Source organism: Brachybacterium sp. GCM10030267 (genome assembly GCF_042666875.1).
In the GTDB taxonomy this organism is placed as follows: domain Bacteria; phylum Actinomycetota; class Actinomycetes; order Actinomycetales; family Dermabacteraceae; genus Brachybacterium.
Map to the genome: position 1 here is coordinate 335038 of NZ_JBHTCX010000012.1, position 18391 is coordinate 353428.

Below are 18391 nucleotides of genomic sequence, written 5' to 3' on the forward strand. Positions count from 1 at the left end.
TCACGCGAAGCCTCCCGGCCAGATCTGATGAAGGCGCATCAGCAGCACCACGGACGTCAGGGCGACCACGGCGATCGCGAGGCTGCCCCAGCGGCTGCGCTCCCACACGCCGACCCACACGCCGGCGACGGCCATGGCCAGGCCGGTCAGGAGATAGCCGTAGAGGGTGACCCGGTCGGCCGGCGCACCGCCGGCGAGGTCCTCCAGCCCCAGCACGACGGCGAGGACGACCCAGACCACCGCGACCAGCGCACATGCACCGAGCAGGACCAGATCGGCCCGCAGATCGCGCACCGCGTAGTAGATGCCCAGCAGCGCGGTCACCACACAGACCACCGACACCAGGATGCTCAGCGCCAGCATCGACCGTCCCGTCCTCGTCATGTCCGGGCCGTGGAGATGCCACGGCCTGCCGGCTCTGCGTCAGCGGGCCGCACGGGGCGACCGGCAGGTCCGCGCCAGCTCTACGATGGAACCATGCCCACCATCACCGTGTCTGACACCTCCCTGCGCGACGTCGATACCGACGTCCTCATCCTGCCGCTGCTCGCCGGGGCCGGCGACGCCCCCTCGAGCGCCCCCGGTGCTCCGGAGATCTCCGAGGTCATCGCACCTCTGGACGCCTCCGCAGCCCGCGGCGACCTCCACCGGATCCCCTCCTACGGCCTGACCTCCGCCGGCTCGCTCCTGCTCGTGGGCCTCGGTGAGGAGGATCTCTCCGAGGCCGACGAGGAGGACCTCCGCCTGGCGTTCGGCGCCGCCACCCGCTCCCTGACGGGCACCGCCGGCGCCGCGATCGCTCTGCCCGGCGGCACTGCCGCCCAGCAGGCCGCGGCTCTGGAGGGCGCGGCCCTGGGTGCCTATGCCTTCACCGCCCACAAGACCGGCTCGGGCTCGTCCGCCCCGAAGCCGGCTCTGGGCTCGATCACGCTGCTGAGCGAGGACGCCGCCGCGCCGGCCATCGCCGCCGCGGCCGAGCGTGCCGGTGTGCTCGCCGACGTCGTCGGTCTCACGCGCGATCTGGTCAACACCCCGCCGAACCTGCTCTACCCCGCCGCGTTCGCGCGCCGGACCGAGGAGGTCGCTGCCGACCTCCCGCTGACGGTCACGGTGCTGGACGAGAAGCAGCTCGCCGAGGGCGGCTACGGCGGCATCGTCGGCGTCGGCCAGGGCTCGACCCGTCCCCCGCGTCTGGTGCGCGTCGAGTACGCGCCGGAGAACGCGCGCAGCTCCGTCGCGCTGGTGGGCAAGGGCATCACCTTCGACACCGGCGGCATCTCGATCAAGCCCGCCGCCGGCATGGACGACATGACCTCGGACATGACCGGCGCCGCGACCGTGCTGTCCGCGACGGTCGGCGCCGCCCGGCTCGGGCTCGACGTCAAGGTCACCGCCTTCCTGGCGCTGGCCGAGAACATGCCCGGGGGCGGCGCCCAGCGCCCCGGTGACGTGGTCACCATGCGCAACGGCAAGACGGTCGAGGTGCTCAACACCGACGCGGAGGGCCGCATGGTCATGGCCGACGCCCTGGTCGACGCGGTCGCCGACGAGCCCGACCTGGTCATGGATGTGGCCACGCTCACCGGCGCCGCCGTGGTGGCGCTCGGCAAGCGCACCGCCGGGGTGATGGGCACCCAGGCCGGTCGCGACGCCGTGATGGAGGCGTCCGAGCTGACCGGCGAGCCGTTCTGGCCCCTCCCCTTCCCGGCGGAGCTGCGGGCGGACCTGACCGGTCGGGTGGCCGATCTGCGCAACATCGGCGAACGCTGGGGCGGGGCCCTGACCGCCGGCATCTTCCTGGCCGAGTTCGTGGGTGAGACGGAGTGGGCCCACGTGGACATCGCCGGCCCCGGGTACGCATCCTCCCCGCTGGGATACATGGGCAAGGGAGGCACCGGCATGAGCGTGCGCACCGTGCTGCGGGTGCTCGAGGACCGCGCCTCCGCCCCCGCCGCCTGACCCGGGATGCCCGGCCCCGCTGGGCATCCTGCGCAGCGAGCCGAACGGCACCGCCTGGTGGCCTAGCATGGGACCCGCAGGCGGTGCCGTCGACCAGCCCGGTCAGCGCGCCGCGTAAAACACCCACACACCGAGGAGCACACAGGTGGCGGATACAACCACTGACCAGTTCGACGTCGTGATCCTGGGCGGTGGCAGCGGCGGCTATGCGGCCGCGCTGCGCGGAGCCCAGCTCGGCCAGAAGATCGCTCTCGTGGAGAAGGACAAGCTCGGTGGCACCTGCCTGCACCGCGGCTGCGTCCCGACGAAGGCGCTGCTGCACGTCGGCGAGCTCGCCGACACCCCGTCCGAGGCGTCCGAGGTCGGGCTCGAGCTCACCGTCGGCTCGGTCAACGTCGAGAAGATGCTCGGCTACAAGGACAAGATCATCGGCCGCCTCTACAAGGGCCTCCAGGGCCTCGTGAAGGCGCGCAAGGTCGAGTACGTCGAAGGCTTCGGCCGTCTCACCGGTCCGCAGACGGTGACCGTCGAGACCGAGTCCGGCACCCGCGAGCTGACCGGCAAGAACATCGTGCTGGCCTCCGGCTCCTACTCCAAGACGCTGCCGGGGATCGACCTCGGCGGCCGGTTCCTCGACTCCGAGACCGCGCTGCAGCTGCCGGAGGTGCCCAAGAACCCGATCATCCTCGGCGGCGGCGTCATCGGCGTCGAGTTCGCCTCGGTGTGGAAGTCGCTCGGCGCCGAGTCCGTGACCATCGTCGAGGGCCTCCCCCACCTGGTGGCCAACGAGGACGAGTCGCTGTCCAAGGCCCTCGAGCGGGCCTACAAGAAGCGCGGCATCACCTCCTCGCTGGGCGTGTTCACGGAGAAGGCCGAGCAGACCGACTCCGGCGTGAAGGTCACTCTGACCGACGGCACGGTCTTCGAGGGCGACTACCTGCTGGTCGCCGTCGGCCGCGGGCCGACGACTTCCGGGCTGGGCTACGAGGAGCAGGGCATCGAGATGGACCGGGGCTTCGTCCTCGCGAACATGGAGACCCTGGAGACCAACGTCCCCGGCATCTACGCCGTCGGCGACATCGTCCCCGGCCTCCAGCTCGCCCACCGCGGCTTCCAGCAGGGCATCTTCGTCGCCGAGCGCATCGCCGGCCAGAACCCCGCCCCGATCATCGAGTCCGGCATCTCGCGCATCACCTATTGCGAGCCGCAGCTGGGCTCCGTCGGCCTCACCGAGAAGCAGGCCAAGGAGCAGCTGGGCGAGGATGCCGTGGAGACCTACGAGTACAACCTCGCCGGCAACGGCAAGTCCCAGATCCTCGGCACCACCGGCTTCATCAAGATGGTGCGCGAGAAGAACGGCGCGATCGTCGGCGTGCACATGATCGGCTCGCGCGTCTCCGAGCTCATGGGCGAGGCCCAGCTCATCGTCAACTGGGAGGCCTACCCCGAGGATGTCGCCTCCCTCATCCACGGCCACCCGTCGCAGCACGAAGCCATGGGCGAAGCCGCCCTGGCGCTCGCCGGCAAGCCCCTGCACGCCCACGCCTGAGCCCACCAGGAGGAGAACCCCCATGTCTGAAACCGTGAAGATGCCGGCGCTCGGTGAGTCCGTCACCGAGGGCACCGTCACCCGTTGGCTCAAGGGCGTCGGCGACACCGTCGACGTCGACGAGCCGCTGCTCGAGGTCTCGACCGACAAGGTCGACACCGAGATCCCCTCCCCTGTCGCCGGCACCATCGAGAAGATCCTGGTCGAGGAGGACGACGACGCCGAGGTCGGTGCCGATCTCGTCGTCATCGGCGACGGATCCGGCTCCTCCGAGGAGGGCTCCGGTGGCTCGGGTGCGCAGCAGGAGAGCGAGGAAGCTCCTGCCGCCTCCGACGAGCAGACCGAGTCCGATGGCGGCTCCGACCAGGGCTCCGCGCCCTCCGGCGAGGGCGAAGATCTCGCCTCCGACGAGACCGTCGCCCCCTCCACCGATGAGGAGGCGCCGGCCGGAGAGTCCGAGAAGCCCGCCGATGCGTCGGACGAGGCCGGTTCGGGTGCCGCCGGTGGCGCCGCCGCCGGCGAGGAGGTGACGATGCCGGCCCTTGGTGAGTCCGTCACCGAGGGCACCGTGACCCGCTGGCTCAAGAGCGTCGGCGAGAGCGTCGAGGTCGACGAGCCGCTGCTCGAGGTCTCCACCGACAAGGTCGACACCGAGATCCCTTCCCCGGTCGCGGGCACCGTGCTCGAGATCCGCGTCCAGGAGGACGACGACGCCGAGGTCGGTGCCGTGCTCGCAGTCGTCGGCGACTCCTCCGGAGCGTCCGCGGGCGGCGATGAGCCGACGCAGCAGGCTCCGGCCGCCGAGGAGAAGGCGGAGGAGAAGGAGCCCGAGCAGGCAGAGGCCGCGGAGAAGCCGGCCGAGGAGAAGGCCGAGCAGCCGGCGGCGCCGACGCAGAGCGAGCAGCCCGCCGAGGCCAAGGCCGATGCCCCCCAGGGGCAGGAGAAGCAGGATCCCTCCGTGCCCGAGACGACCCCGAAGGCCGCGGACTCCGTCACCGGCGCCGAGTCCTCCGGCTACGTGACGCCGCTGGTGCGGAAGATGGCGGCCGATGCCGGCAACGACCTCTCCACGGTGACCGGGACGGGCCTGGGCGGCCGGATCCGCAAGCAGGACGTCCAGCAGGCCATCGACGAGCAGAAGGCCGCTGCCGAGGCACCTGCCGAGGCGGCGTCCGCCCCGGCCGCGGGCGCTCCCGCCGAAGCTCCCAAGGTCGAGGCTTCCCCGCTGCGCGGCACCGAGGAGAAGATGTCCCGGATCCGCAAGATCACCGCGAAGCGCATGGTCGAGTCCCTGCACGAGCAGGCTCAGCTGACCACGGCGGTCGAGGTCGACATGACGCGGATCGCCAAGCTGCGCGGCCGCGCCAAGGATGCGTTCGCTCAGCGCGAGGGCGCGAAGCTGACCTTCCTGCCGTTCCTCATGATGGCCGCGATCGAGGGTCTGAAGGTCTACCCCAAGCTCAACGCCACCATCGACGGCGACACCGTGAAGTACGCCGCGGCCGAGAACATCGGCATGGCAGCGGATACCGAGCGCGGGCTGGTCGTCCCGGTCATCAAGAACGCCGGCGACCTGAACCTGGCGGGCCTGGCCCGTCAGATCGGTGAGCTGGGCTCGAAGGCCAAGAACAACAAGCTCGGCCCGGACGACCTCTCCGGGGCGACGTTCACGCTGACCAACACCGGCTCGGGCGGCGCACTCTGGGACACCCCGATCGTGCCCAGCCCGCAGGTCGGCATCCTCGGCACCGGCACCATCACCAAGCGGCCCGCGGTGGTCCAGAACGCCGAGGGCGACGACTCGATCGCGATCCGCTCGATGATGTACCTGTTCCTCTCCTACGACCACCGCCTGGTCGACGGGGCGGACGCCGCTCGCTTCCTCACCTTCATGAAGAAGCGTCTCGAGGACGGCGCGTTCGAGGCGGAACTCGGCCTCTGAGCCCGTAGCCCGCCCGTCCTCGCGCGGCGGACGGCATCCGCAGGGCCCGGCACCGATCGATTCGGTGCCGGGCCCTTGCTGTGCCCTCGCCAGCTCTTGCTGTGCCCGCCGCCAGATCGCGCTCGGACGCCCTGCGAACCGTCGCCGGCGCCCTCGTGCGCTGTGTGACGGGTGTTCTCCTCGGGGCCTGCGGGTCAGGGACTCTCGTCGGTGTCGTCCACCGTCCGGGTGCGCTGCACAAGCCACCGGGAGCCGTCCCAGCGCAGATCCAGGTCGACGACGGTCGCCTCCGTGGCCGGCACGGTCCGCGTGGAGCCGTCGGCCTCGATCACCTCGTGCTCGGCCGTGGACGTCTCGATCTGCAGACGTGCCGTACCGTCCGCAGTCGGTTCCCGGACGAGTTCGGCCTCATGGACCACCGGGCCGCCGCCACGGACCTCCACCCCCTCGTAGGCCTCACGCACCTGGTCGTCCTCTGCCAGGGCCTCGCTGCCCTCGAGGGCGGCCGGCTCCTCCGAGATGCCGGTCACGTAGGAGTGGCGGGTCCCTGCGAGCTCTGTGGCCAGTGCCCACGGATCCTCGATCTTCGGTACTGCGGCCTCGGCCGAGGCAGGAGCAGCAGCGGGGCCGGCTCCTTCAGCGGAGGTCCGTGGCCCCGAGTCCGGGAACAGGATCAGCCAACTGGCGACGCCGAGGACCGTGCCCGCCACCAGCACGACCGCGGCGGACAGCACGGCGGTGCGACGAGTGCGGCGCCCTGCCAGCACCTGCCGGACGGCCGTGGCCAGCCCGCGCGCACCGGTCCGCCACGACGAGCCGGTCACACCGCCGCCGCCGATGTCGCGGGAGGCGGTATCGCCGACATACCGCGTCCGTGCCCGGACCAGGCGCGGAGCCGGCAACGGCGCCGCAGCGCGAGTGGCCGCGGAGCCCTTCGCCGGAACCTCGTCGTCCCCCGAGGCCTCCTCGGGCGGCGTTCCCGCGCCCTCCCCCGGGTCGTCCTCGGGCGGCGGTCCCGTCTCCTCCCGCGGCATCTCATGCCGCGGCTCGTCGATCCGGCGCCGCAAGGTGCGCTCCTGATCCTGGAGCACGGAGTCGACCCACGCCCGGTCCGCGCGCTGCGCCGAGACCTCGGTCCCGGGCGCCAAGCCGGTCAGGTCGAGCAGCACCACGCTGCCGTCGGCCCGGATCCCGATCCCCTGCCCGGGCGCGGCGCCCAGCGCCCAGCCCCGCTCATGCAGGGCGTCCACCACCGCGTCGAGATCCTCGCGTGCGCGGGCCTGCGCCATCCGCTCGGCGGTCGCCGGGCTGCCGTCGACCGCGGAGCGCCGGCCTCCGCGAAGGTCTAGCGGCCGGGCGGACTCCCGCACGTAGCCCTCGTCCCCGATCTCCAGCACCGTCGGCGCTGCCGAGGCACCGGCGACCTCGAGCGCAGCGAGCAGCTGCATCTCGGCGCGCACACTCTCCAGGCCGGTCGGCGTGAGCGCTTGGACGTGCAGGGCCATACGGTCACCCCGGACACGGACCTGCGTCTCCTCGCGATCGCGGTCTCGCCGCTGCGCGGCGCCGAGCTCGGACAACAGGCGGCGCCCTGCCCCGGCGGAGCGTCCCAGCCCACCGTGCAGGGGGCCCGGCCCGTGCTCGAACCGCTCCTGATCGAAGTCCTCCATGGGTCCAGTGAACCCCGTCACTCCGGTGCCGACCGCTGGCCGTCCACAACGCACTGGTGAGGGCCGGAGTAGCCTGTGTGCGTGCTCGACGTCATCCGCCTCGGTTTCAGCGAACCCCTCCCCGAGGGAGACCGCCATGAGGAGTTCGACCTGCCTCCCGGTCCGGTCGACTTCCGCTCCGCCTGGGATATCCAGCGCCGCCTCCACGCCGAGGTCGTCGCCGGCACCCGGCCGGACACGCTGCTGCTGCTGGAGCATCAGGCCGTGTACACCGCCGGCAAGCTCACCGCTGATCACGAGCGCCCCCGCGACGGCGCCGAGGTGATCGACATCGACCGCGGCGGGAAGATCACCTGGCACGGGCCGCAGCAATTGGTCGGCTACCCGATCGTCAAGCTCCCGATCCCGATCGATGTCGTCGGCTTCGTGCGCGCGCTCGAGCACACTCTCATCGGCGTCTGCGGGCAGATGGGCGTGGACACGCTCCCGATCGAGGGTCGCAGCGGCGTATGGGTCGCCCCGGAGGGCGAGGAGGCCCGCAAGGTCTGCGCGATCGGGATGCGGGTCTCCAAGCGGGCCACCATGCACGGCTTCGCCCTGAACTGCGCCAACGACCTCAGCTGGGCGGAGAACGTCATCCCCTGCGGTATCGACGACGCCGGCGTGACCAGCCTCAGCCGCGAGGCGGGCCGTCGCATCGCCGTGGCCGATGTGATCGACGAGGCCGAAGAGGCGATGACGGAACTGGTGGCGCACCGCACCTCTGCTGCCGTGGTATGACGTGCGCCGGGCCCAGGCCCGCTCGGTAGACTTCCCGGAACGTCGAACGTAGGAGGCATGAGGGTGACTGTCGCTCCCGAAGGCCGGCGCATGCTGCGCGTCGAGGCACGCAATGCCGAGGTACCCATCGAGCGCAAGCCCGAATGGATCAAGACCCGCGCCGTGATGGGTCCCGAGTACAGCGCCATGAAGAAGCGCGTGCACGGGCAGGGCCTCCACACCGTCTGCGAGGAAGCCGGCTGCCCCAACATCTTCGAATGCTGGGAGGATCGCGAGGCGACCTTCCTCATCGGCGGCGACACCTGCACCCGTCGCTGCGATTTCTGCGACATCGCCACCGGCAAGCCCATGCCGGTCGACCCGATGGAGCCGGTGAAGGTCGCGCGATCGGTGAAGGACATGGGCCTGCGCTACTCCACGATCACCGGCGTCGCCCGCGATGACCTGCCCGACGGCGCCGCCGGCCTGTTCGCACAGACCTGCCGCCAGATCCACTCGGTCAGCCCCGGCACCGGCGTGGAGCTGCTGATCGACGACATCAAGGGCAACGGCGAGGCGCTCCAGCAGGTCTTCGAGGCCGGGCCCGAGGTGTTCGCCCACAATCTCGAGACCGTCCCGCGGATCTTCAAGCAGATCCGTCCGGCCTTCCGCTACGAGCGGTCGCTGGACGTGATCACCCTGGGCAAGGACGCCGGCATGATCACCAAGTCCAACCTGATCCTGGGCATGGGTGAGACGACCGGAGAGATCCTCGAGTCCCTGCAGCGGCTGCGCGACGCCGGCTGCGATCTCATCACGATCACGCAGTACCTGCGCCCGTCCAAGAAGCACCACCCCATCGACCGGTGGGTCAAGCCCGAAGAGTTCGTCGAGCTCTCCGAGGCCGCCGAGGAGATGGGCTTCCTCGGTGTCATGGCCGGACCGATGGTCCGCTCCTCCTACCGCGCCGGGAAGCTCTGGGCGCAGGCGATGAGGAAGCTCGGCCGGGAGATCCCGGAGAATCTCCGCCATCTGGATCAGGACCAGCCCGCCCGTCAGGAAGCTGCGAGCGTCGTCGCCCGCAGCAATCAGGCCGCCGCGAGCTGAGGCTCGCGCGCCCCCGAGAGGACCCACACCCATGGCCCGCAACAGCGAGACCAAGCCCGCCAAGGGCGCGAAGAACGCCGACGGCTCGAAGAAGCCGGGGCGCTTGAAGCAGATGCTCGAGGTGTTCAAGTACACCCAGGACGTCGACCGCACCACCCTGCCCCTGATGATCCTCGCGGTGGTGGCCTCCATCGCCGCCGGCATCCTGGTCAGCTGGCTCGTGTTCAACAGCCCCTGGTACGGCATCTTCCTCGGACTGGCCGTCGGCGTGCTGGTCGCGATGCTGATCCTGGCGCGCAAGGCCGAGCGCGCCGCCTTCAGCCGCATCAAGGGCCAGCCCGGCGCCGCCCTGGCCGCGATGCAGTCGATACGCCGCGGCTGGGACGTCGCCGACGAGCCCGTCCAGGTCGATCCCCGCAGCCAGAAGATGCTCTTCCGCGCCTCCGGCCGCGCCGGGATCGCCGTGGTGGCGGAGGATTCCTCCGCCATCTCCATGAAGCTGCTGGAGAAGGAGCGGCGCAACATCCGCCGGGTGCTCCAGCACGAAGGCGTCCCGGTCCACCAGATCGTCGTCGGCGACGGCGAGGGTGAGGTCCCGCTGCACAAGCTGCCGACCCACATGACGCGGATGAAGAAGGTCCTCACCAAGGATGAGTCCGCACAGGTCAGCAAGCGGCTGACAGCGCTGCACCGCTCGATCCGTCAGGCTGTTCCCAAGGGCGTGGACCCGATGCGGGCACGCCCGAACCGCAAGGCGATGCGCGGCCGCTGACTCGCGGCGCCTCCCCTCCTGACGCCCCCGCCCGGTTCCGACCGCGCGGGGGTTTCGTCTGTCGGAAACCTGGGACGCTTCCTCACCGGCTCGGCTGCCCGCGAGCCGTGGTTATCTCTCCGTTACGTGTGTTATCGAAACGTGACCATATTTATCGCACCAGGTCACGGGCGTAGAAGCACGAGGGGGACGGGCGTAGAGGATCGCCGCGCGACCGCGATGAGGTGCCCCGCGCATCGGCACCGGAGAGGCAGACCCGCCGCGAGGGCAGAGCCGTCAGACGGTGACGGCGGCGGTGCCGGCGGCCGTGTCGTGGAGGGGCTGCGCGTCCTTGTTCCACACGACGGCCGGGATCAGCAGCAGCATCAGACCCGTGCGCACCACAGCTCGCAGCGGCATCGGCATCCGTCCGCGCACCGGGAGGATCCGGACCCGCATCACGAACTGGCCCGGCGTGGCCCCGAAAAGGCTCATGAACAGCAGGTTCACGACCACGAAGAGGACCAGGTTGGCCGTGGCGTCGTACTGGAAGAACAGCGCCGAGATGGCCACGCACAGGCCCCAGTCGATCACGACCGAGACGGGACGGCGCCAGAACGGGGCGACCGACCCCGACCCCTCGGCGGGCAGGCCGAGATCCGCCCCCGCGACATAGTCCGGATCGGACGGCACGCCGCCCATCCACGACCCCAGATCCTTGCGCTCGACCACGACCGAAACCCTAGACCCCCGATCTGGGAGCGGCTGCCCGCTCTGCGGTCATGGGAACCGGCTCGGACCGACGGCGCATATGGTGGACGGCACCCGAGATGCGGTCCGCACCCGTGTGCCCGGATCTCGACATGGTGATGACCCCCTCGGGGTTCGACAGCACAAACACGCGCCTATGGGCGCGGATGGAGGAAATGTGTTCAACAGTCCCAGCGAGGTCGTGAAGTACATCGAGGAAGAGGGCGTCGAGTTCATCGACATCCGCTTCTGCGACCTTCCCGGCATCATGCAGCACTTCAACGTGCCGGCGAGCACGTTCGATGCGGAGGCGATGGAGACCGGTCAGCTGTTCGACGGTTCGTCCATCCGCGGGTTCCAGGCGATCCACGAGTCCGACATGAAGCTGATCCCTGATCTGCGCACGGCGTACGTGGACCCGTTCCGCGAGCGCAAGACGCTGGTCATCAACTTCTCGATCGTCGACCCGTTCACGGACGAGCCCTACTCCCGCGACCCGCGCACGGTGGCCCAGAAGGCCCAGGAGTACCTGACCTCGACCGGCATCGCCGACACGGCGATCTTCGCCGCCGAGGCCGAGTTCTACATCTTCGACGACGTGCGGTTCAAGACCAGCATCAACTCGGGCTTCTACCAGATCGACTCCGACGAGGCCGTGTGGAACACCGACCGCGACGAGTCCGAGTTCGGCGGCAACCAGGGCTACAAGACCCGCGTCAAGGGCGGGTACTTCCCCGTCTCCCCGAACGACCAGATGTCCGATCTACGCGATGACATCTGCGCGGTCCTGGACCAGGTCGGTCTGCAGGTCGAGCGCGCCCACCACGAGGTCGGCACCGCGGGCCAGCAGGAGATCAACTACCGCTTCAACACCCTGCTGAACGCGGCCGACGACGTCATGAAGTTCAAGTACGTCGTCAAGAACGCCGCGTGGGAGTCCGGCAAGACCGCGACGTTCATGCCCAAGCCCCTGTTCGGCGACAACGGCTCCGGCATGCACACCCACCAGTCGCTGTGGAAGGACGGCGAGCCGCTGTTCTTCGACGAGCGCGGCTACGGCGGCCTCTCGGACATCGCCCGCTGGTACATCGGCGGCATCATCGAGCACTCCCCCTCGCTGGTGGCCTTCACCAACCCCACGGTGAACTCCTACAAGCGTCTGGTGCCGGGCTTCGAGGCGCCGGTGAACATGGTGTACTCGGCCCGTAACCGCTCGGCCGCGATCCGGATCCCGGTCACCGGTTCCACCCCGAAGGCCAAGCGCATCGAGTTCCGCGCACCGGACCCCTCGGCCAACCCGTACCTGTCCTTCGCCGCCCAGCTGATGGCCGGCATCGACGGCATCCGCAACCGCATCGAGCCGCCGGAGCCGATCGACAAGGACCTCTACGAGCTGCCCCCGGAGGAGCACCAGCAGATCCGTCAGCTGCCGGACTCCCTCGGCGCCGCCCTGGACGCCCTCGAGGCCGATCACGACTACCTCACCGAGGGCGACGTGTTCCCCCAGGACCTCATCGAGACCTGGATCGAGTTCAAGCGCACCCAGGAGATCGATCCCTTCCGGTTCCGCCCGCACCCGCACGAGTTCGAGCTCTACTACGACATCTGAGCGAAAGCAGGGCAGCTTTCGCCTCTGACCTGCACTTTCATAGGCCGTGAGACCTCGTCTGTTGCACACGTGCAGTAGGCTCAAGTCATACGGAGTACGACCGAGCTATCGCACGGTCGTCGCACGACTTGGGGGTCAGAGAGTGGCAGCTACTCGACGTCGCGGACGTCGCTCCTTCGGGGCGGTACGGAAGCTTCCCAGCGGCAGGTACCAGGCGAGCTACCTGGACCCGGCTGGGGCGCGCCGTACCGCCCCGGAGACGTTCACGGCGAAAATGGACGCCGATGCTTGGCTCGCTATGCAGCGCGCCGCCATAGAGAGCGGGTCCTGGCGCGGCAGGGACGACCGCACGACCGTCGGCGAGTTCGCGGACGAGTGGGTCAAGGCCCTCCAGGTGCGCGACCGCACGCGCTACCACTACAAGGTGAACCTCGATAAGTGGATCAAGCCCACCTTCGGGACGACACCCATGAGCGCCGTCACCCCGGCGATGGTCAGGAAGTGGGTCGGCAGCTTCTCGTCAGACACCCCGGCAGCTCGCGCCAACGCCTACCGGGTCCTGTCCCAGGTGTTCCGTGCGGCAGTGGAAGACGGCATCGTCACCGAGACCCCGGTGAGAGTGAAGGGCGCTGGCCAATACACCCGGAAGCGTGAAGGTCATGCACTGCAGGCCTCCGAGGTCTACGCCCTCTCCGAGAAGGTCCCTGAGGGTCGACGACTGGCGATTCTCCTCGCGGCCTTCTGCGCCCTCCGTCCTGGCGAAGTGCTCGGATTGCGCCGACGGGACGTCGATCCACGAACGCACTCGCTCAGCATCCGTGAGACCGCCTCCGCGGTGCACGCCGGCACCAGCCGCGTAGGACCGGTCAAGACCTCCAGCAGCGTGAGGACCGTCCATTACCCATCAGCGGTTCAAGAGGCCGTCCTGGAGCATCTGACGAAGCACACGGGCGCTGAGCCGACCGACCACCTGTTCCCCTCTCCTCGGGGTGACGGACAGCCGCTCTCCTACGGTGGGTACCTCCACATGTTCAAACGTGCCGCTGAGGACGCCGAGCTGAGCGACCTCAAGCCTCACGACCTCCGCCACACCGGCGCCACGCTCGCGGCCGCGACGGGCGCGACGACACGAGAGCTGATGGCGCGCCTCGGCCACACCTCCCCCACCGTCGCTATGAGGTACCAGCATGCGGCCAAGGAGCGGGACAAGAACATTGCGGACGCCCTGGGCGGGGACTTCTCTTCGACGAACATGAACGGCAAGGGTCGGGAAGGACGCGATGATGACTGAGGAACGCGATGGCCTGGCACCAGCAACCGACGAGCAGAAGCATCGGCAGAATGCCAGTGGAGGAGTCCGCCCCGACCTCGAAGTAGTACCGATGGCGAGTATCCCCCTCCAGGCGCGACGGCAGTTCGCCTTCGAAGAGGTGCTTAACGAGTGGTATCCACACGGCAAGGCGCCGTGGACGCGCATGCAGTGCGACATCGGAGGCCGTTTGCACGACACCGGCGTGGAGATGAGGCTTGAGCGCAGGGACGCCGGCAGATGGTGGGTCCGGGTCCGCTGGGGGAAGCGATACGGCAAAGTGATGACGGTCGCCGCTGCAGAGTACGAAGCTCCAGAAGCCACCGAACCGAACTGGTGCGAGATCCGCTGCCGGGTCTGCGACAAGCCCACGCGCCGCGACCCAGTGGATTTTCTTGGCGATGCCATGTTCGACGCTCTTGCGAAGTACCGCGATCGGCTCACCGATCAGGGTCGTGTGCCGGCTGGAGGCTGGCCTCCTCAGGTTCACTGGCGGGCTCCTACCGCTTGACGTAGTAGGATCAGGGGAGGCCCGTGCGGAGCCTTGATTCCGCCGCAACAGGGGTTCCCCGCCGGGGTTCGTCGCCACGTCCAGCTCCCTAGGATGCGCTTCAGTGCGCCCTTCCTTAGGGAGCTTTCCCATGCAGAACCCTGTCTACCAGGCCAGATCCCGCCTCGCCCTCGCCACCCGCTACGGAGACCCAACTGCTGCAGCAGAGGCTCGTAGAGACCTCGCCGCAGCCAAGATCGAAGCGGCAATTCGCACGTCGACCGCCGACGCTCCAGCGCTCACTACCGAGCAGACCGCCCGACTCGTAGACCTCCTCCTTGAGGGCGCCGCGCGATGAAGGACACCCGGTACGTCCCGCTATCCGTTGCCGCGGAGTACGTCTCCATGACCGAAGCCGGGATGCGGAAGTTCATCGCCGAAGGCCGGCTCACTGGCTACCGCCTAGGTAAGCGAGCTATCCGCGTCGACATGAGAGAAGTTGAGGATCTCCTTACGCCCATCCCCACCGCAAAGGTGGGTAGCAACCGATGAAGAGACTCACGAAGAGGACCGCCCCGGAGGCGGGCCCGGAGCGGTCCATGAGCGTTGTGGCGACGCACTCTAATGATACTGGGATTTCTGACCCCAGGCTGCTTTCCAGCATTGTTAGCGAACCTGCCCTGCAAGCCCCGGTTCGCTGTTCAGTCACCTCTTCCAGCGCTAGCGCACTCGACGGTTCAGACGGTTCAGACGGCTTCGACGGTTCACCTGCGATACCCGTGGAAACAATCTTGGACAAAGTTAGGAGCCACCTGTCGAGGTACTTGCACACTGCTTCCGAAGTCGACCTTGACGTACTCGCACTTTGGGCCGTGCACACGCATCTGGCAGCGGAGTCCTACACGACCCCGCGACTGATCCTCACCTCACCGATACCCGGATCGGGCAAGACGACCGTCCTCGAGCACTTCGAGCGGCTGGTGCCGAACCCGGTACAGTTGTCCTCCGTGTCGTCGTCCGCGCTGATCCCCCGCATTCTCGCGGCGCAGCCATCCGTGCTGTTGATCGACGAGGCCGAGAAGGCCCTTAGCCCTGGGAAGCCCGGGATCGGCGACGTGTTGAGCGTACTCAACAGCGGGTACAAGATCGGAGGAAAACGACCCACTCTGGTGCCATCGAAAGATGGCGGCTGGGAATCAACCAATCTGTCGACGTTCGCCCCCGTCGCAATGGCTGGTAATGCGCCAGATCTGCCGGAGGACACGATGCAACGGTCCATCGTCGTAACGATGTTCCCAGCCTCTGAAGGGGAGGTAGAGGAGTCCGACTGGGAGGTGCTCGATCCCGAAGTACTGGGCCTCGGGGCGGACATTGCCGCGTGGGCCGACTCGATCCGGGCTGAGGTGCGCAAGACCCGCCCGCCTGTCCCGAAGGGTTGCATTGGGAGGGTTAAGGAGCGGTGGCTGCCGCTCAAGCGGGTAGCCGTGTTCGCCGGTGGCGACTGGTCCGAACGGGTAGACCGGATGATCATCGCCAACCTGGACGAGATGGCCCGGGACCATGACGAGGGTTTGTCGAACATGCCCATACATGTCCACCTACTTAGGGATCTGCACGGTCTCTTTCTCGCCGAAGACATGGCTTTCCTGCCGACGCAGGATATTCTCTCGATGCTGGAATCCCGCCACCCTGAGAGGTGGTCGGCATCGTCCGCCTTCGGGAGAACGTTGACGGCTCAGCGTATGGGTAAGATGTTGGCCAAGCGGTTCGAGATCCGGTCTGGGAAAGACGCAACGGATCGGCGTGGCTATCACCGGGGTGCATTCACCCGAGGTTGGCGAGCGATTGGGCTTGATGACGTCGCTCGACCGCATCTGGACGTCCACCCAAGCGAACTGTCGACACCGTCTGAGCCGTCCGAACCGACGAGCCACCCTGCCGTGACCCCTCACGATCAGGTTCTCACTGGCTCCTCTAAGAAGAAGCTGAGGGACCTCAAAGCTATCCGCCGTGCAACTGCAGAACGCAGACGCCGACGAAGCTAGTGCCGTGGACATGTAGGGACACGCTCCCGCTCGGACCCACACTCTCCGAAGCAGGGCCCCTTTAGTCCAACTACCGCTGGCCCACCCCTGAAGCGAGCAAGTACTCTTGCTTCAGGGGTGGGCACTCCGGCATCGACCTCGAACGTGTGACGGTCGTCAGCAATACAGTGCGACCATGAATCTACCGCGCGCGATCGGGTACGTCCGGGTCTCCACTGAGGAGCAGGCCCGCTCCGCTCTAGGTCTCGAGGCCCAGGAGCGCGCCATCCGTCTCGCCGCGAAGCAACGTGGATGAGACCTCGTAGACATCGTGGCCGATGCAGGCCTCTCAGGCTCGAGGAACGATCGTCCAGGACTGCAACTCGTGCTCGGGAGGATGCGACGTAAAGAGGCATCCTTCCTCGTCGTCGCGAAGCTCGACCGTCTCTCTCGATCGATCCGAGATGGCGCAGACGTGATCGACCAAGCGAACCGACAACGGTGGGCTCTGGTGGACCTCGGCTCCGGCGTAGACATGTCCACTCCAGCCGGCGAGATGGTTGCCGGTGTGCTGCTCTCAGCGGCACAGTACGAGCGGCGGCTGATCGGAGTCCGCACGAAGGAAGGCCTAGCTTCCGCCAAGGCGCGAGGGGTCTCCCTTGGGAAGCCCACCGCTTACCCCGACGAGCTGCTCACGCGGATCCACCGCATGCACGGTCACGGCCTGTCTCTGCGGAAGATCGCAGAGATGTTGACCAATGAAGGTGTGACAACGACGAAGGGCGGGCGGTGGCACGCTTCGAGCGTCAGGTCGGTCCTCAACTCCGAGCGCATGGGGGCACTGGTCGCCGCCTGATGGCCTCCTCTGGGGACAGTCCATGGGTCTCGAATGGTGCGAGCAATCCATGAGCACGATGAGTTCCGCTCCGTGAATCAGAGGTCCCGACTACTCTCTGCGGTATGAACGTCGAGTCCTCTCCGCGAGTTGTCCCTGTGCCGTTTTCAAGCCTGCCATCGCGGGCTCGGATTCCGGCAGCCCTGTCGTACCTGTTGGAGAGGCATATGTTGTTTGATGGCCCGCCCGTGATCGCGGCCGGGTCGGAGTTCGCGCGGGATCAGGTATTGGAACCGCGAGAGGCTTCGAACCTCCGTGCGTGGGCGTACTTAGCTACCAGTCTTGAGCATCTGCGATCGGCGCAGATCTTGTGGAATGACGGCGAGGTTCGCGGGTATGGGGTGTCGTCGATGTGGACGCTGCTGCGGACGGTGCTGTTGTCGTACGTGCGAACGGTCTGGTTGATCTCGCCCGATGATGCAGCAGTTCGGGTGTACCGCTCGTGTGTGCTGCACGAGGAAGATGTTCAGCGGCAGCGGGAGCCTCTCGAGGATCTGGGAAGGGCGTCGGGGGTGTTGTCGCTCCTGGATGGCGACGCGGCGGGGCAGCTCGCTTCTGAGCTGGCGGATCTGGACGCGGTGCGGGTGCGGTTGAAGGCGCGGAAGCGGGGATTAGCGGTCTCGGATGTTGTACGGCAGGACAGTCCCGTAGACACGACGAAGGTCGTGCGTGTGGCGAAGCTGATCGATGGCTCGGAGGAGGGGTTGATCCGGACATCGATCCTGTCGTCGTGGCGGAACGCGTCGGGACATGCGCACGGTCTCGAGTGGGCGCGTCTTGCGAAGGTGGAGGAGGTGGGCCGGGATGGCGTGGTGGTGCATGGCCGGTTGAAGGTGGATGTTGAGGGGCTCTCGATGCTGGCGCAGTCCTGTGCGCTGATGGGAATGATGGCGCTCGATTTATTCGATGCGCGCCGGACCAAAGTCGGAAGCGTATTCCGGCCAGGATGAGTCGTCGCTGCTTGCCGACGGCGTCCCTGGTCGCGACCTGACCTGTTCCATGGGAGTGGCAGGTCACCAAACGTTCCATGCGTCGATTGACGCCCGAGCATGCCCCGAGTGTCACTCCGGTGCTGGAAGCTATGCCGCATGCCTGATCTGGTCCGAACCCGTGCCGGCTGGACGTACCTGCCCCTGCCTCCGTGCCCGTGTGGCGATTCGCAAGCGCGAGCGGGATGGCGCTTCTGCCGTTGCGACATGGCATCCGGTGACGGGCACCCGGCACGTCGATGTAAGGGCTGCGGCGCCGTGGACGTGAGCGCCTGCGCGGGTGCGATCTCCGCGTTGAACAAGTACGGGGGCCGACTGGCGTACAGGCGGTAGTTCCATCGGCAGATGGCCCAATGGCTTCCGCGGGACCTAGGAGTTCGAGTCCTGATGAATGAACCTAGCTGTCTCCTCGTAGGAGCGGTCGATGTAGGCGTCGAGCTCTTCAAGGCTCACGCGCCACTGCCCTCGTCCTCCGACCTGGATGGCGCGCAGCACCCGCGAGCGCACTAATGCGTAGGCCTGCTGCTTGCTGATCGATAGCTCAGCCATGATGTACTCCAGAGGCACGAACTTCGGCAGGTCGGACAT

17 protein-coding genes are annotated in these 18391 nt (G+C 68.0%); 13 read left to right on the forward strand and 4 right to left on the reverse strand.

What is annotated here, in order from left to right; translation table 11 throughout:
* Positions 1-384 (reverse strand): hypothetical protein, encoded by a 384-nt coding sequence (locus ACFQS2_RS12605; RefSeq protein WP_377016932.1) that lies wholly within the window; start codon positions 382-384, stop codon positions 1-3.
* 93 nt (positions 385-477) lie between these two features.
* Between ACFQS2_RS12605 and ACFQS2_RS12610 the strand changes: the two genes are divergently transcribed.
* The 3 genes from ACFQS2_RS12610 (at position 478) to sucB (ending at position 5450) form a co-directional block, all read left to right on the forward strand.
* A complete protein-coding gene (locus tag ACFQS2_RS12610) occupies positions 478-1959 on the forward strand; it encodes a leucyl aminopeptidase (RefSeq protein WP_377793948.1) in 1482 nt (493 codons plus the stop codon).
* A gap of 145 nt (positions 1960-2104) precedes the next feature.
* Complete coding sequence (gene lpdA, locus ACFQS2_RS12615; RefSeq protein WP_377793949.1) at positions 2105-3508, forward strand: dihydrolipoyl dehydrogenase; 1404 nt, start codon at positions 2105-2107, stop codon at positions 3506-3508.
* Positions 3509-3530: 22 nt separating this feature from the next.
* Positions 3531-5450 (forward strand): 2-oxoglutarate dehydrogenase, E2 component, dihydrolipoamide succinyltransferase, encoded by a 1920-nt coding sequence (gene sucB / locus ACFQS2_RS12620; protein WP_377793950.1) that lies wholly within the window; start codon positions 3531-3533, stop codon positions 5448-5450.
* Between the two features lie 194 nt (positions 5451-5644).
* Here sucB and ACFQS2_RS12625 read toward each other — a convergent pair whose 3' ends face one another.
* Positions 5645-7120 (reverse strand): hypothetical protein, encoded by a 1476-nt coding sequence (locus tag ACFQS2_RS12625; protein WP_377016924.1) that lies wholly within the window; start codon positions 7118-7120, stop codon positions 5645-5647.
* 81 nt (positions 7121-7201) lie between these two features.
* Here ACFQS2_RS12625 and lipB point away from each other — a divergent pair, with 81 nt between their 5' ends.
* From lipB to ACFQS2_RS12640, 3 genes are all read left to right on the forward strand, one after another.
* A complete protein-coding gene (gene lipB / locus ACFQS2_RS12630; RefSeq protein ID WP_377793951.1) occupies positions 7202-7900 on the forward strand; it encodes a lipoyl(octanoyl) transferase LipB in 699 nt (232 codons plus the stop codon).
* 63 nt (positions 7901-7963) lie between these two features.
* Positions 7964-8986, forward strand: a complete 1023-nt coding sequence (gene lipA / locus ACFQS2_RS12635) for a lipoyl synthase (RefSeq protein WP_377793952.1) — start codon at positions 7964-7966, stop codon at positions 8984-8986.
* Between the two features lie 31 nt (positions 8987-9017).
* Positions 9018-9758, forward strand: coding sequence for a DUF4191 domain-containing protein (locus ACFQS2_RS12640; RefSeq protein WP_377016920.1), 741 nt, complete (start codon positions 9018-9020; stop codon positions 9756-9758).
* A 276-nt stretch (positions 9759-10034) separates the two neighbouring features.
* On the opposite strand, the gene ACFQS2_RS12645 is transcribed toward ACFQS2_RS12640, so the two are convergent.
* A complete protein-coding gene (locus tag ACFQS2_RS12645) occupies positions 10035-10469 on the reverse strand; it encodes an RDD family protein (RefSeq protein WP_377793953.1) in 435 nt (144 codons plus the stop codon).
* A gap of 196 nt (positions 10470-10665) precedes the next feature.
* Between ACFQS2_RS12645 and glnA the strand changes: the two genes are divergently transcribed.
* The 7 genes from glnA (at position 10666) to ACFQS2_RS12680 (ending at position 17764) form a co-directional block, all read left to right on the forward strand.
* Positions 10666-12096 (forward strand): type I glutamate--ammonia ligase, encoded by a 1431-nt coding sequence (glnA, locus tag ACFQS2_RS12650; protein WP_377016916.1) that lies wholly within the window; start codon positions 10666-10668, stop codon positions 12094-12096.
* Between the two features lie 274 nt (positions 12097-12370).
* Positions 12371-13387, forward strand: coding sequence for a tyrosine-type recombinase/integrase (locus ACFQS2_RS12655; protein WP_377793954.1), 1017 nt, complete (start codon positions 12371-12373; stop codon positions 13385-13387).
* Positions 13380-13916: a hypothetical protein gene (locus tag ACFQS2_RS12660; protein WP_377793955.1), complete on the forward strand. Its 537-nt coding sequence runs from the start codon at positions 13380-13382 to the stop codon at positions 13914-13916. Before ACFQS2_RS12655 ends, ACFQS2_RS12660 begins: the two co-directional genes overlap by 8 nt.
* 851 nt (positions 13917-14767) lie before the next feature.
* Positions 14768-15940 carry a DUF3631 domain-containing protein gene (locus ACFQS2_RS12665; RefSeq protein ID WP_377793956.1) on the forward strand — a complete coding sequence of 391 codons (1173 nt, stop codon included), beginning with the start codon at positions 14768-14770 and terminating at the stop codon, positions 15938-15940.
* A gap of 175 nt (positions 15941-16115) precedes the next feature.
* Positions 16116-16235, forward strand: a complete 120-nt coding sequence (locus tag ACFQS2_RS12670; RefSeq protein WP_377793957.1) for a recombinase family protein — start codon at positions 16116-16118, stop codon at positions 16233-16235.
* A gap of 15 nt (positions 16236-16250) precedes the next feature.
* The gene (locus tag ACFQS2_RS12675; protein WP_377793958.1) at positions 16251-16775 is read left to right on the forward strand and encodes a recombinase family protein; all 525 of its coding nucleotides are present in this window, start codon (positions 16251-16253) and stop codon (positions 16773-16775) included.
* A 104-nt stretch (positions 16776-16879) separates the two neighbouring features.
* A complete protein-coding gene (locus ACFQS2_RS12680) occupies positions 16880-17764 on the forward strand; it encodes a hypothetical protein (protein WP_377793959.1) in 885 nt (294 codons plus the stop codon).
* Positions 17765-18172: 408 nt separating this feature from the next.
* On the opposite strand, the gene ACFQS2_RS12685 is transcribed toward ACFQS2_RS12680, so the two are convergent.
* A complete protein-coding gene (locus ACFQS2_RS12685) occupies positions 18173-18391 on the reverse strand; it encodes a helix-turn-helix domain-containing protein (protein ID WP_377793960.1) in 219 nt (72 codons plus the stop codon).